The sequence below is a fragment of the Candidatus Pelagibacter ubique HTCC8051 genome (assembly GCF_000472605.1).
Classification (GTDB): domain Bacteria; phylum Pseudomonadota; class Alphaproteobacteria; order Pelagibacterales; family Pelagibacteraceae; genus Pelagibacter; species Pelagibacter communis_B.
The window spans coordinates 528,812-541,231 of record NZ_KI421440.1 but is presented as its reverse complement, the minus strand read 5'-3'; the positions used below and the strand labels follow the sequence as shown (position 1 = coordinate 541,231).

General features: G+C 31.1%; 18 protein-coding genes and 5 tRNA genes. 7 read left to right on the top strand and 16 right to left on the bottom strand.

All coding sequences use genetic code 11. The features are described 5' to 3' along the window. Positions 1-42 precede the first annotated feature (42 nt). From rplL to F754_RS0102870, 10 genes are all read right to left on the bottom strand, one after another. A complete protein-coding gene (rplL, locus tag F754_RS0102915) occupies positions 43-408 on the bottom strand; it encodes a 50S ribosomal protein L7/L12 (RefSeq protein WP_023648419.1) in 366 nt (121 codons plus the stop codon). A 15-nt stretch (positions 409-423) separates the two neighbouring features. Further along, positions 424-933 (bottom strand): 50S ribosomal protein L10, encoded by a 510-nt coding sequence (gene rplJ / locus F754_RS0102910; protein ID WP_027303445.1) that lies wholly within the window; start codon positions 931-933, stop codon positions 424-426. Between the two features lie 2 nt (positions 934-935). Further along, positions 936-1,625, bottom strand: coding sequence for a 50S ribosomal protein L1 (rplA, locus tag F754_RS0102905; protein ID WP_023648418.1), 690 nt, complete (start codon positions 1,623-1,625; stop codon positions 936-938). After that, positions 1,625-2,050, bottom strand: coding sequence for a 50S ribosomal protein L11 (rplK, locus tag F754_RS0102900; RefSeq protein WP_023648417.1), 426 nt, complete (start codon positions 2,048-2,050; stop codon positions 1,625-1,627). The genes rplA and rplK overlap by 1 nt, the downstream gene beginning before the upstream one ends. After that, positions 2,050-2,580 carry a transcription termination/antitermination protein NusG gene (gene nusG / locus F754_RS0102895; RefSeq protein WP_023648416.1) on the bottom strand — a complete coding sequence of 177 codons (531 nt, stop codon included), beginning with the start codon at positions 2,578-2,580 and terminating at the stop codon, positions 2,050-2,052. Before nusG ends, rplK begins: the two co-directional genes overlap by 1 nt. After that, positions 2,580-2,771 carry a preprotein translocase subunit SecE gene (gene secE, locus F754_RS0102890; protein ID WP_023648415.1) on the bottom strand — a complete coding sequence of 64 codons (192 nt, stop codon included), beginning with the start codon at positions 2,769-2,771 and terminating at the stop codon, positions 2,580-2,582. Before secE ends, nusG begins: the two co-directional genes overlap by 1 nt. A 17-nt stretch (positions 2,772-2,788) precedes the next feature. Continuing rightward, a tRNA-Trp gene (locus F754_RS0102885) sits at positions 2,789-2,864 on the bottom strand. A gap of 10 nt (positions 2,865-2,874) precedes the next feature. After that, the gene (tuf, locus tag F754_RS0102880; protein ID WP_023648414.1) at positions 2,875-4,065 is read right to left on the bottom strand and encodes an elongation factor Tu; all 1,191 of its coding nucleotides are present in this window, start codon (positions 4,063-4,065) and stop codon (positions 2,875-2,877) included. A 45-nt stretch (positions 4,066-4,110) separates the two neighbouring features. After that, a tRNA-Gly gene (locus F754_RS0102875) sits at positions 4,111-4,184 on the bottom strand. Between the two features lie 45 nt (positions 4,185-4,229). After that, positions 4,230-4,315, bottom strand: a tRNA-Tyr gene (locus F754_RS0102870). Positions 4,316-4,444: 129 nt separating this feature from the next. On the opposite strand from F754_RS0102870, the gene rlmB reads away from it, so the two are divergent. Beyond that, positions 4,445-5,188: a 23S rRNA (guanosine(2251)-2'-O)-methyltransferase RlmB gene (rlmB, locus tag F754_RS0102865; protein ID WP_023648412.1), complete on the top strand. Its 744-nt coding sequence runs from the start codon at positions 4,445-4,447 to the stop codon at positions 5,186-5,188. Between the two features lie 33 nt (positions 5,189-5,221). After that, positions 5,222-5,297, top strand: a tRNA-Thr gene (locus tag F754_RS0102860). Positions 5,298-5,421: 124 nt separating this feature from the next. On the opposite strand, the gene F754_RS0102855 is transcribed toward F754_RS0102860, so the two are convergent. From F754_RS0102855 to F754_RS0102830, 6 genes are all read right to left on the bottom strand, one after another. Continuing rightward, positions 5,422-5,781 carry a hypothetical protein gene (locus tag F754_RS0102855; RefSeq protein WP_023648411.1) on the bottom strand — a complete coding sequence of 120 codons (360 nt, stop codon included), beginning with the start codon at positions 5,779-5,781 and terminating at the stop codon, positions 5,422-5,424. A 2-nt stretch (positions 5,782-5,783) separates the two neighbouring features. Further along, positions 5,784-6,386 carry a hypothetical protein gene (locus tag F754_RS0102850; protein WP_023648410.1) on the bottom strand — a complete coding sequence of 201 codons (603 nt, stop codon included), beginning with the start codon at positions 6,384-6,386 and terminating at the stop codon, positions 5,784-5,786. A gap of 145 nt (positions 6,387-6,531) precedes the next feature. Then, positions 6,532-7,302, bottom strand: coding sequence for an NAD kinase (locus F754_RS0102845; RefSeq protein ID WP_023648409.1), 771 nt, complete (start codon positions 7,300-7,302; stop codon positions 6,532-6,534). A 4-nt stretch (positions 7,303-7,306) separates the two neighbouring features. Then, positions 7,307-7,392 (bottom strand) — tRNA-Leu (locus F754_RS0102840). Positions 7,393-7,463: 71 nt separating this feature from the next. Then, positions 7,464-7,868 (bottom strand): gamma-glutamylcyclotransferase, encoded by a 405-nt coding sequence (locus F754_RS0102835; protein WP_023648408.1) that lies wholly within the window; start codon positions 7,866-7,868, stop codon positions 7,464-7,466. After that, entirely contained in the window at positions 7,869-8,618 is a 750-nt protein-coding gene (locus F754_RS0102830) for a competence/damage-inducible protein A (protein WP_023648407.1), read from the bottom strand. Between the two features lie 20 nt (positions 8,619-8,638). Between F754_RS0102830 and sfsA the strand changes: the two genes are divergently transcribed. From sfsA to purS, 5 genes are read left to right on the top strand one after another with little or no spacing between them, the layout of a single operon-like run. Continuing rightward, a complete protein-coding gene (sfsA, locus tag F754_RS0102825; RefSeq protein WP_023648406.1) occupies positions 8,639-9,337 on the top strand; it encodes a DNA/RNA nuclease SfsA in 699 nt (232 codons plus the stop codon). Continuing rightward, positions 9,330-10,100, top strand: coding sequence for a type I methionyl aminopeptidase (gene map / locus F754_RS0102820; protein ID WP_023648405.1), 771 nt, complete (start codon positions 9,330-9,332; stop codon positions 10,098-10,100). Before sfsA ends, map begins: the two co-directional genes overlap by 8 nt. A gap of 3 nt (positions 10,101-10,103) precedes the next feature. Beyond that, positions 10,104-11,396 carry an adenylosuccinate lyase gene (locus tag F754_RS0102815; RefSeq protein WP_023648404.1) on the top strand — a complete coding sequence of 431 codons (1,293 nt, stop codon included), beginning with the start codon at positions 10,104-10,106 and terminating at the stop codon, positions 11,394-11,396. Next, positions 11,396-12,181 (top strand): phosphoribosylaminoimidazolesuccinocarboxamide synthase, encoded by a 786-nt coding sequence (locus tag F754_RS0102810; protein ID WP_023648403.1) that lies wholly within the window; start codon positions 11,396-11,398, stop codon positions 12,179-12,181. The genes F754_RS0102815 and F754_RS0102810 overlap by 1 nt, the downstream gene beginning before the upstream one ends. After that, positions 12,178-12,420 carry a phosphoribosylformylglycinamidine synthase subunit PurS gene (gene purS / locus F754_RS0102805; protein ID WP_023648402.1) on the top strand — a complete coding sequence of 81 codons (243 nt, stop codon included), beginning with the start codon at positions 12,178-12,180 and terminating at the stop codon, positions 12,418-12,420. The genes F754_RS0102810 and purS overlap by 4 nt, the downstream gene beginning before the upstream one ends.

Here is a 12,420-nt window from a genome sequence, read left to right as displayed (position 1 = left end):
ACTGATTAAAAATAATCAGTATTTGAATTCTTTCTTATTAATTTATTTAAGTTCTACTTTTGCGCCTGCAGCTTCTAATTTAGCTTTGATCTCTTCTGCCTCTTTTTTTGGAACACCCGACTTAACTTCTTTTGGTGCACCCTCTACAAGATCTTTAGCTTCTTTTAAACCTAATGAAGTAGCTGCTCTAACTTCTTTAATCACATTAATCTTTTTCTCACCTGCTGATACAAGCATAATTGTAAAATCATCTTTATCTTCTGCTGGAGCTGCACCACCTGCTGCTGCGGGAGCTGCTGCTGCCATTGGAGTTACACCCCATTTTTCTTCTAATTGTTTTGATAATTCTGCTGCTTCTGCAACAGTCAAACTTGATAGGTCTTCTATAATCTTGTTTAGGTCAGGCATAATTTACTCTTTGGGTTATGTTTCAGAATTTTCTGCCGACAAATTACTCATTTTTTCCGAGTATGCAAGTAAAATACTTACTAATTTTGATGCAGGAGCGTTTAAAATTCCAACAATATTTGCTCTTGCTTCGTCTAAAGTTGGTAAACTAGCTACATTTTGGACACCAGCCTGATCTAAGACTTCGTTATCCATTATTCCACCAATTAATTTTAAATTTTCATTATCTTTAGCAAATTTTGAGAGAATCCTTGCAGATATTATAGCATCCTCACCAAAAGCAACTGCTGTTGGACCCGTAAATAAATCTGATAAATCTTTACATTTTGTTTTCTCTAAAGCTAATTTAGTTATTCTATTTTTTGTTATTTTAAAGATAATTCCATGCTCTCTCATTTTGGCTCTCAACTCATCTAGTTGGGTCATCGTTAAACCTTGATAATGTGTAACCATAACAGCTTTACTATTCTCAAACTGAGTAGTCATTTCTGAAATGTAATTTTTTTTTTGTTCTTTTGTTAACATGATTATATCGACTTCCCTAATTTAACTTTGTATGAAACGCCCATTGATGAAGTAACAAAAGTATTCTTAATTAAATCTCCTTTAAGAGTATTATTAGATTTTTCTTTTTCTAGTGCATCTAATATAGCATGAAAATTTTTTAATAGTTGATCATCATGAAATGATTTTTTTCCTATACTTACACCAATGTTTCCATCTTTGTCATTTCTAATTTCAACTTGACCAGATTTAGCATTAGTTACAGCCTCTTTAATATTTTCAGAAACAGAACCAAGTTTTGGATTTGGCATTAATCCTTTTGGACCCAATACTTTACCTAGTTTAGAAAGTTTAATCATCATACCAGGTGTACATATTAATTTTTCAAAATTTAACTCACCACCTTTAATCTTTTCAACAAATTCATCACTACCAATAATATCTGCTCCTGCATCTTTAGCTTCTTGTGATTTATTATCTTCACAAACAACAGCAACTTTAACTTTCTTTCCAGTGCCTCCTGGCAAGTTTACAACTGTTCTAATATTAATTTCACTTTTTTTTTGTTTGTTATTTATTTGAAAACTTAAATCTAAAGATTCGTCAAATTTAGTGGTACAATTTTTTTTAACATCAGCTAATAATTTTTCAATAACCTCAGCATTTAAATCTTTTGTTTTTTCTGGTAATTTTTTATATCTTTTTGATGGCATTATTCTTTTACCTCTATGCCCATTGATCTAGCTGAACCTGCTATGATTTTTACTGCTTCATCTAAATCGTGAGCATTTAAATCATTCATTTTTTGATTAGCAATATCTTCTAATTGTTTTTTTGAAATCGATGCAACAATATTTCTTCCAGGTTCTTTAGATCCACCTTTTAGTTTAACTGCTTCTTTAATAAAAAAAGATGCTGGTGGAGATTTAATTTTAAAATCAAATTTTTTATCTTTATAAACTGTAATTTCTACTGGAACAGGTTTACCAGCCATTGATTTAGTTTTATCATTAAAAGCTTTACAAAATTCCATTATGTTTACACCACGTTGACCTAATGCAGGTCCAACAGGAGGTGCTGGGTTTGCCTGACCACCTTTAATTTGCAACTTTATAAATCCACTAATTTCTTTCGCCATTAACTTACTTTCTCAACTTGGTTATATTCTAAATCTACTGGTGTTGGACGTCCAAATATAGAAACTGAAACCTTAAGTCTAGACTTTTCTTCATCTATATCTTCCACCATTCCACTGAATGATGCAAAAGGACCATCAACAACTTGAACTTTTTCACCAACGCTGTACTCTATACCAGATTTTGGCTGAGCCACACCATCTTTTATTTGACCTAATATCTTTTCTATTTCTTTATCAGAAACTGGAACAGGGATACCCTTAGAGCCTAAAAATCCACTCACTCTCTTAAGATTTTTAATCATATGATAAATATCATTATCCATTTCACACTTTACAAGGACATAACCAGGAAAATACTTCTTTTTTCTCTGAATTCTTTTTCCTCTTTTAACTTCTGTTACATCATGTGTTGGAACAATAATTTCTTCAAATTTATCAGAAATCTTAGCTTTCTCAGCTTCTTCTTTAATCAAACCAGAAACTTTGTTCTCAAAGTTAGAGTGTGATTGAACAATGAACCAATTTTTCATTAAATACTTACCTTAAGTAATAGCTCTAGAAAAAACTTTAAAACTTGATCTAAAAGAAGAAAAAATAATGACATTACAACAGCCATTGCAAAAACCATTAAAGCTCCTTGTAAAGTCTCTTTCCATGTAGGCCATGAAACTCTGAAAGCTTCTTGTTTTACTTCTTGAATAAATTTCATCGGGTTTTTCATAATTATTTAGCTCAGATTGGCAGGAGCGGAGGGACTCGAACCCTCAGCCTCCGGTTTTGGAGACCGGCGCTCTACCAATTGAGCTACACTCCTATTTATAGAGTTACTCTATAATTTTAGTTACTACTCCTGCTCCAACAGTTCTTCCACCTTCTCTAATAGCAAAGTTAAGTTGTTCTGCCATAGCAATCGGTGTAATTAATTTAACAGTAAATTTAGCATCATCACCTGGCATAACCATTTCTGTTCCTGCTGGTAATTCTACTTCTCCCGTTACGTCTGTTGTTCTAAAGTAAAACTGAGGTCTATATTTAGTAAAGAAAGGGGTATGTCTTCCACCTTCATCTTTTTTAAGTACATATGCCTGAGCTTCAAATTTAGTATGTGGAGTAATTGATCCAGATTTACAAAGAACTTGACCTCTTTCAATGTCAGTTCTTTCAATCCCTCTCAATAAAATTCCTACGTTATCACCAGCTTCACCTGAGTCTAAAAGTTTTCTAAACATTTCAACTCCAGTACAAACTGATTTTTTAGTTTCTTTAATACCAACGATTTCAACTTCTTCACCAGTTTTAATTACACCTGACTCAATTCTACCAGTTGCAACTGTTCCTCTTCCTGAAATTGAAAATACATCCTCAACAGGCATCAAGAATGGTTTATCAACATCTCTTGCTGGTTGTGGAATATGTTCGTCAACAGCTTTCATTAATTCTAAAATTGAATTTTTACCAATTTCATCATCTCTTTTTTCTACTGCAGCTAATGCTGAACCTTTAACGATTGGAGTTTTGTCTCCTGGATATTTGTAAGAAGTTAAAAGTTCTCTAATTTCTTCTTCTACAAGTTCAATCATATCTTTATCATCAACTTGGTCTACTTTATTTAGGTAAACAACAATTGCCGGAATTCCAACTTGTCTTCCTAAAAGAATGTGCTCTCTTGTTTGTGGCATAGGACCATCAGCAGCATTAACTACTAAAATAGCTCCATCCATTTGTGCAGCACCAGTGATCATGTTTTTAACATAGTCAGCGTGACCTGGGCAATCTACGTGAGCGTAATGTCTTTTTTCAGTTTCATATTCAACGTGTGCAGTTGAAATTGTAATTCCTCTTTCTTTTTCTTCAGGAGCTTTATCAATTTGATCGTAAGCTACTGCTGTTCCACCACCAGCTTCTGCTAACGTAATTGTTATAGCTGCAGTAAGAGTAGTTTTACCATGGTCGACATGACCAATAGTCCCAATATTACAGTGGGGTTTATTTCTAACAAATTTTTCTTTTGACATTACTTTTTTACCTCAGTTTTTGTTTTCATTAATAATTTCTTTTCTTGGAGCGGGTAAAGGGAATCGAACCCTTACATCCAGCTTGGAAGGCTAGCGTTCTACCATTGAACTACACCCGCACGACCCCAAGAGTAACACTCCATGCTACTTAAATTTTTATTGAATGGTGGAGGGGGAAAGATTCGAACTTTCGAAGACCGAAGTCAACGGGTTTACAGCCCGCCCCATTTGACCGCTCTGGAACCCCTCCTTTCGGGGAAGTGTCCCCTGTTCAATAAAGCTTCAAACAACATGCGTTTTATATATTTTATTTATTCAAATGCAACACGTGATTTAATAGATAAATATACAAAAAAACGTGTAAAATTGATTAAAATTTATGAATAAATCCTCTTTTTTTATCGCTGGTCAACATGCTGTTATTGAGGCACTTAGAAATCCTGATCGAAAGGTTTTAAGAGTGTTTTTAACTGAAGATGCCAAGAAAAATATACATAGAAAAAACCCTAGAAAAAATGTTTTAGAGGATGTTAAAGTTTATTTTAAATCTAAAAAAGAATTAGACAAATACACATCTAAAGAACAGCTAATGCATGGTGGCTATGTTGCAGAAATTGAACATTTAGATCAACCTGATTTAAAAGAATATATTAAAGAAAAAAAAAATTGCACTTTTGTTTGTTTAGATGAAGTAACAGATCCAAGAAATATTGGTTCATTAATTAGAAGTGCTTCATCATTTAACATAGATGGTTTAATTATTAAAGAAAGACATTTTCCAAAAGATAGTAAGCTAATGTACAAGTCAGCAAGTGGCTGTATGGAACATTTAAATATTTTTCAGGTATCAAATATTAATTCAACTATTAAAAATTTAAGAGAAAGAAATTTTTGGGTTTATGGGTTTGATGCTAGAGGAGATAAGGATTTTACAGAGATTAAATGGGAAGGTAAAAACGTTCTTCTATTTGGATCAGAAGGTTTTGGTATGAGAGAACATACGGGTAAATACGCAGATTTTTTTGTTAAAATTGATATAAATAAGGACATAGAAAGTTTAAATATATCAAATAGTGCTGCAATAGTATTTCATCACTTAAGCTATCTAAAAAAAAAGAGTTGATTATTTAACAAATAATTAATAGTTATTGCGCATGCCCTTGTAGCTCAGTTGGTAGAGCAATTGATTTGTAATCAATAGGTCCGCGGTTCGAATCCGTGCGGGGGCACCATCACTCAATAAAATCAACGTTAAATATTTTTGCAAAGTTAAGGGTTAACTAAATTTTGATACTAAGTGTGACGCTAGTGTGACGTCAGTATGATGTTATCAAGTAGTTGATTAAGAATTAAAACTTAACAATCTACACCAAGAGTACAAGCACCAGACAACATTCTTTGTCCCTGTTTCATTAGAGCTTGATTGTTTCTCCAAGCTGATGAATTTGCCAATGACTGTGCAGCAGCTGCGTTCATTTCTGTTGCTCTTGCAGTTGCCTCAGCAGCTTTAGCTTGAGCCTCTGATGCTTGAAGTTTTTTTTGTTCTAAATTCATTTTTTTATTAAGAACCAATAATTCTAATTTGCATTTAGCTAATTCTGGAGTTGAGTCTTTAAAACCTAATTGAATACATTCGTTATGAACTTTTGCCATTGAATCAGCATTTGCGATTGAACAGAAAAACAAGAATAATAATGAATAAAAAATTTTAATCATAACTAACAATCAATACCTAATGTACATTGACCAGAAAGCATTTTCATACCTTGTTGCATCAAAGCATTGCTATTTCTTCTCTGTGACTCAGCAGCTTGTCTTTGTGCAGCTTGAGCTTGAGCCTTTGCGGCATCGGCTTGTCTTTGAGCTATTTTAGCTTGTTGTTCGGCTAAATAAATCTTTTGTTGTTCTAGAGCTTCTTCTTTATAAAGTGATGATAATTTTAAATTGCAATCAGCATATTCAGTTGACTCAGATGAAAACCCTAAAACTAAACATTCTTCTCTTGCTTTATTATTTGCATCTTTAAGAGCTGTTTGAATTTTAACTCTATTCTTTTCTTCTTGAGAAACATATACATATCTTGAACCTTCATAAACCAAAACACAATCTGAGTATGCGGTTCTACAAGCTCGCATTGCATTATTTGTGGCCTCATACTGAGAATTATAAGATGCACCATAAGCTCCAACATTTTGTCCTATTCTATTTTCTGATTCAGCAAGAGCAGTATAAGAATAACCCATTTGTCTAACTTCACTATAATTTGAAGGTCCACAAGAAGTTAAAAGCAATAATAACAAAAATGAAATTAAATATTTCATTGAATAACTATAGCACTGTGACGCTAGTGTGACTAGATCAAAGTTAAATATCAAATTTCGTTGGAAACAAATATTTATTTAATATTTTATAATTGATTTGTAATCAATAGGTCCGCGGTTCGAATCCGTGCGGGGCACCACTTTACTAACTAGTTTCTTTTCTTATTTGTTCAATTTTAATTTTTTTTTGTAAACTTCTATTTTTATCATAAAGAAGATTAAACTTAATTTTATTATTAGTTTTAACTATAATTGATTTAGCATTTCTTACTTCTGAATTGTCTGCAACGGCACTTATAGGTCTTTTCGATGGATTTAAATTTGTTATAATAATTTTTGTTTTATAGTTAACAATTTTTCCCTTCCATCTTCTAGGTCTAAAAGCGCTAATTGGAGAAATAGATAGTTTTTTTGAATGCAAACTTAAAATTGGTCCATGTACAGACAAATTATACGCCGTGCTTCCAGCAGGTGTTGAGACTAATACTCCATCTGAAACTAACTTCTTTATTATTTGTCTTGAACCTTGTTTAATAGATAATGAAGCTGCTTGTCTACTTTGTCTTAAGATTGAAACTTCATTAATTGCTATAGATTTTCTTGTTTGATTGTTTTTATTTTTTACAATCATTTCTAGAGGAGAAATAGAAACCATATTTGCTTTAGTTAGATTTTTGATAATATTTTTTGAAGAAAATTTATTCATCAAGAAACCGTAGTTTCCAGAATTAATGCCATAAAATTGTTTTTTTGAATTCTTATTTTTTTTGAGTGTTTGGAGCATAAAACCATCTCCTCCAATAACAATAATAAGATTCTTTTTTTTAAATTGTTCTTGATTAATTTTTCTAGTTAATAGATTTTGAATCTTGTAAGATTTTTTATTTTTATCAGAAATAATCTGAAGTTTAGTCATTTAATGGTGCCCTCGGCCAGACTCGAACTGGCACTCCGCAAGCGGCAAGGATTTTAAGTCCTTTGTGTCTACCAATTTCACCACGAGGGCATTAATGAATTTCATGAGTGTTTAAGCTAATATTTATAATTCAACAAGAGGAATAAGTAAAATTTTTTTAATTAAATACCCAATAATCCTCTTTGAAGATATTTAATATCCAAATCACAATCTTTATATCCTCGCTTAACAATATTAAGATACCTTTCGGTAGGAAATTTAAATGCTGATTTTGTAACCATTGTGTATGTCATTACTTTTTTGCTATAATAATAAAAATAATACTTCCTATATAATGTTGGGAAATCCTCATAAACATCTAATTTCTTTTCATCACTCTTTGATATCTCGTACAATCCACCAGGTACTATTGAGTTTTTTTTAGGCTCAATATCTGCTGCTCTATATTTGCTCCTAAATGTTAGTTTAAAATTTTTTAGATTTATTTTCTTTAAATAAACACTTTCTTTACACCTTCTTTTCATTTGAAAATGATGCAAGTTACTTCCATAAGCAAAATAAAGCATTTAACGATCCACTACTTCAATTTTTTTTTCATCGACAAACTCTAAAATTTGTGATTTGCAATTGTCAATCTTGGATTGTTCCTCTGATCTAATTACAATCGAAACTCCTAGTTTTCCAGCTTGAAAGAACGGATAACTTCCAATTTCAACATCTTGATTATCATTTTGGACTTTGGTTAAAGAATCTGCAATTTCACTTTCAACTGTTCTTAAGCTTATAGTTAAACTTAAAATAGGTTCACCTCCAACAATACTGTTGGTTAAACCACCTAACATAGATTTTAAAATTGATGGAACCCCAGGTAAACAAAATACATTTTCAACACTAAAACCTGGAGCACCGCTTGTGGGATTTAAAATTAAATTTGCATTTTCTGGCATCCATACCATTTTTTGTCTACCTTCATTAAATTCACCTGGCTTATAATAGGCCTCTAAAATTTTATATGCTTCTTTATGTATTTCATATTTTAATCCAAATGCTTTTGAAACAGATTCTGCGGTAATATCATCGTGAGTAGGACCAATGCCTCCAGTGGTAAAAACATAATCATAAGTTGTCTTTAATAAATTAAGTGTATCAATTATTGTCTTTTCAATGTCTGGAATAATCCTAACCTCTCCAACTTTAACCCCAATTGAATTTAACCAAATTGCTAATGTTGAAGTGTTGGTATCTTGAGTTCTGCCAGATAAAATTTCATTACCTATAATTAATATTGCAGCATTAACTTTTGTGTTTTTGGTCATTTTAAATGTATAATTTAGAAATGGAATTTACCAAGTCTTTAATAAAAGGCAAATTAATCAAACGTTACAAACGTTTTTTTACTGATGTACAATTAACAAAAGAAGTAGTTACTGCACATTGTCCTAATACAGGATCGATGAAAGGTTTACTAGATGAGGGCAACGATGTTTATTTGTTACCCAATAACGATCCCAAGAGAAAACTTAAATACGGGCTTGAAATTATTAAAACAAGAAAAAACCTTGTTGGTGTTAATACTCATATGGCTAATAGAATAGCTCAACACGCTTTAGAAAATAATCTTATTAAAGAACTTAAAAATAATGATCTAATTAAACCAGAGGTATTTTTCAATAAAGAGACTAGATTTGATTTTTTAATTGAAAAAAACAAACAAAAAAGCTTTGTAGAGGTTAAAAATGTTACCCTTTTTAGAAATAAAGATACAGCTGAGTTTCCGGATGCTGTGACAGCACGTGGCACCAAGCACCTACTTACTCTTATTGATGCCATAAAAAAAGGTTATAAAAGCTACTTATTATTTTTAGTTCAAATTCAAAATATGGAAAATTTTAAAATAGCTAAAGATATAGACGCTGAATATTATAAGAATTATCTAATTGCAAAAAAAGCAGGAGTTAACTTTTTAGCCTATAGATGTGTTATAAGTTCTAAAGAAATTTTTATAGATAAAAAACTTAAGATTATTGATGAGTAATTATAAAGAAAAATTTGAAAAAATGAGAGTAGCTGGAAAGTTGGCAGCTCAAACATTAGATATGCTGACTGATAATATCAAGGAAGGTGTATCAACAGATCATATTGATAAATTAGGTTACGAGTTTATAAGAGATAACGGTGGATACTCTGCCCCACTTTATTATAGAGGTTTTACAAAATCTTTGTGTACATCTTTAAATCATGTTGTATGCCACGGTATTCCATCAGATAGAATTTTAAGAGATGGTGATGCTATCAATGTAGATGTTACTGCTATTGTTGATGAACATTATGGTGATACAAGTAGAATGTTTTCAATCGGTAATACCTCTGTAAAATTAAATAATCTTATAGACACAACTCACGAGTCAATGATGAGAGCAATTAAAATTCTAAAACCTGGAATTAGATTGGGAGATATAGGATATGAAATTCAATCATTCGTTGAAGATAAAGGTTTTTCTGTTGTAAGAGATTTTTGTGGTCATGGTATCAGCACAACATTTCATGAGCCTCCTAACATTCTTCATTATGGAAGTAAAAACTCTGGTATGGATTTAAGACCTGGAATGACTTTTACAATTGAGCCTATGATTAATACGGGTAAATATGATGTTAAAATGTTAAATGATGGTTGGACAGCTGTTACAAAAGATAAATCTTTATCGGCACAATTTGAACATACGTTAGGAATTACTGAAAATGGTTATGAAATCTTTACAGAATCTGCTAAAGGTTATTTAAAGCCTCCATACTTATAATTAATGATTAAAAGATACTCGCGAAAAGAATTAACTGACATTTGGTCAGAAGAAAATAAATATAAAATTTGGCTAGATGTCGAAGTTGCAGCTGCTGAAGCAATGGAAAAACTTGGACAAATTCCAAAAGGAGTTGCATCAGTTGTAAGAAAAAAGTCCAAAATTAATGTAAACAGAATTCATAAAATAGAATCTGAAGTTAAACATGATGTTATAGCCTTTCTTACTTCTGTTACTGAAAAAGCAGGTATAAAAGCTAGATATCTTCACCAAGGTATGACCTCATCAGATGTATTGGATACAAGTTTTAATATCCAAATGGTTCAATCAGGTAAAATCATCCTAAAAGACTTAGATCAAATGTTAAAAGTTCTTAAAAAACAATCAAAAAAATACAAATTTACACCGTGTATGGGAAGAAGTCACGGTATTCACGCGGAACCAGTTACTTTTGGATTAAAATTGGCTTCATTTTACGAAGAATTTAAAAGAAATAGAAAAAGATTATTAGATGCAATTGATGAAGTATCAACTTGTGCGATATCTGGTGCTGTTGGAACCTTTGCTAATATTAATCCTAATGTTGAAAAATACGTTGCAAAAAAACTAGGTTTAAAAGTTGAACCAATTTCAACTCAAGTAATACCTAGAGACCGACATGCTTTTTATTTTTCAGTATTGGGAATTATTGCTGGATCAATTGAAAGAGTTGCGGTTGAAATTAGACATTTACAAAGAACTGAAGTTTATGAATTACAAGAATTCTTCTCAAAAAATCAAAAAGGTTCTTCTGCAATGCCTCATAAAAAAAATCCAATATTAAGTGAAAACTTAACTGGTCTTGCAAGAATGGTTAGAAGTGCAGTCATTCCTGCTTTAGAAAATATTGCTCTATGGCACGAAAGAGATATTTCACATTCAAGTGTTGAAAGAAATATCGGGCCTGATTCAAATATCACAACTGATTTTGCATTGGTTAGATTAACTAACATTTTAGATAATATGATTGTTTATCCTAAAAAAATGTTAGAAAATTTAAATATCACTAAAGGATTAATTTTTTCACAAGAGGTAATGTTAGAGTTAACAAAATCTGGATTAAGTAGAGAACAATCTTACAGAATGGTTCAAAATTATGCTAAAAAATGTTTTGCAGAAAACTTAAATTTATTTGATGTAATTAGTTCCGATAAGTTAATTATGAGCAAAATCTCCCTTAAAAAACTAAAATCTATATTTAGTTACGCAAAACACTTTAAAAATGTGAATTTCATCTTTAGAAGAGTTTTTAAATAATGAAAAAAGGTAAAAAACTATACGAAGGTAAGGCTAAAATCATTTATACAACCAATGATAAAAATTTTGTCATTCAGTATTTTAAAGATGATGCAACAGCCTTTAATAATCAAAAAAAATCTACTATTGAAGGAAAAGGTGTTTTAAATAACAGAATTTCAGAACATATTCTTTCAAATCTTTCTCAAATTGGGATTAAAAATCATTTAGTCAAAAGACTTAATATGAGAGAACAAGTTATTAAGTTAGTAGAAATTATTCCAATTGAATTTATTGTGAGAAACGTTGCAACTGGATCCATTACTAAGAGATTAGGTATTGAAGATGGAACAGTTTTAAAAGAACCATTAATTGAGTACTGCTTAAAGGATGACAAATTAGGAGATCCTCTAATAGCGGAAGAACATATTATAGCTTTTGATTGGGCTTCAAAAAAAGAAATCGAAAAAGTAAAAAAAATGATTTTAAGAATTAATGACTTTATGATTGGTATGTTTAGAGGTGTGGGAATTAAATTAATTGATTTTAAGTTAGAATTTGGAAGACTTAAAGTTAACGGTAAAGATGAAGTTATTCTAGCTGATGAAATTAGCCCTGATACTTGTAGACTTTGGGATAGTATTACTGATAAAAAGTTAGATAAAGATAGGTTTAGAAAAAATTTAGGTGATCTTATTCCAGCATATACAGAAGTTGCAAGAAGATTGGGGATACTTCACGAGCAATCAAATGTTTCTGCGGTAAATATTACAAAATTATCATCAGTTAAAAGGAAACCTAAATGAAAATTTCAGTAATTATAACTCTTAAAAAAGATGTCTTGGATCCTCAGGGCAAAGTTATTCACCAAACATTAGATGGGATGGGTTTCAATGACATCAGTGAAGTAAGACAAGGAAAGTATTTTGAAATCAATACTAAAGAAAATGACCCTAAAAAAGCTAAAGATAAAGTTGAAGAAATGTGCAAGAAACTTTTAGCTAATCTAGTTATCGAAAATTATAAAATTATTGATGTACAATAA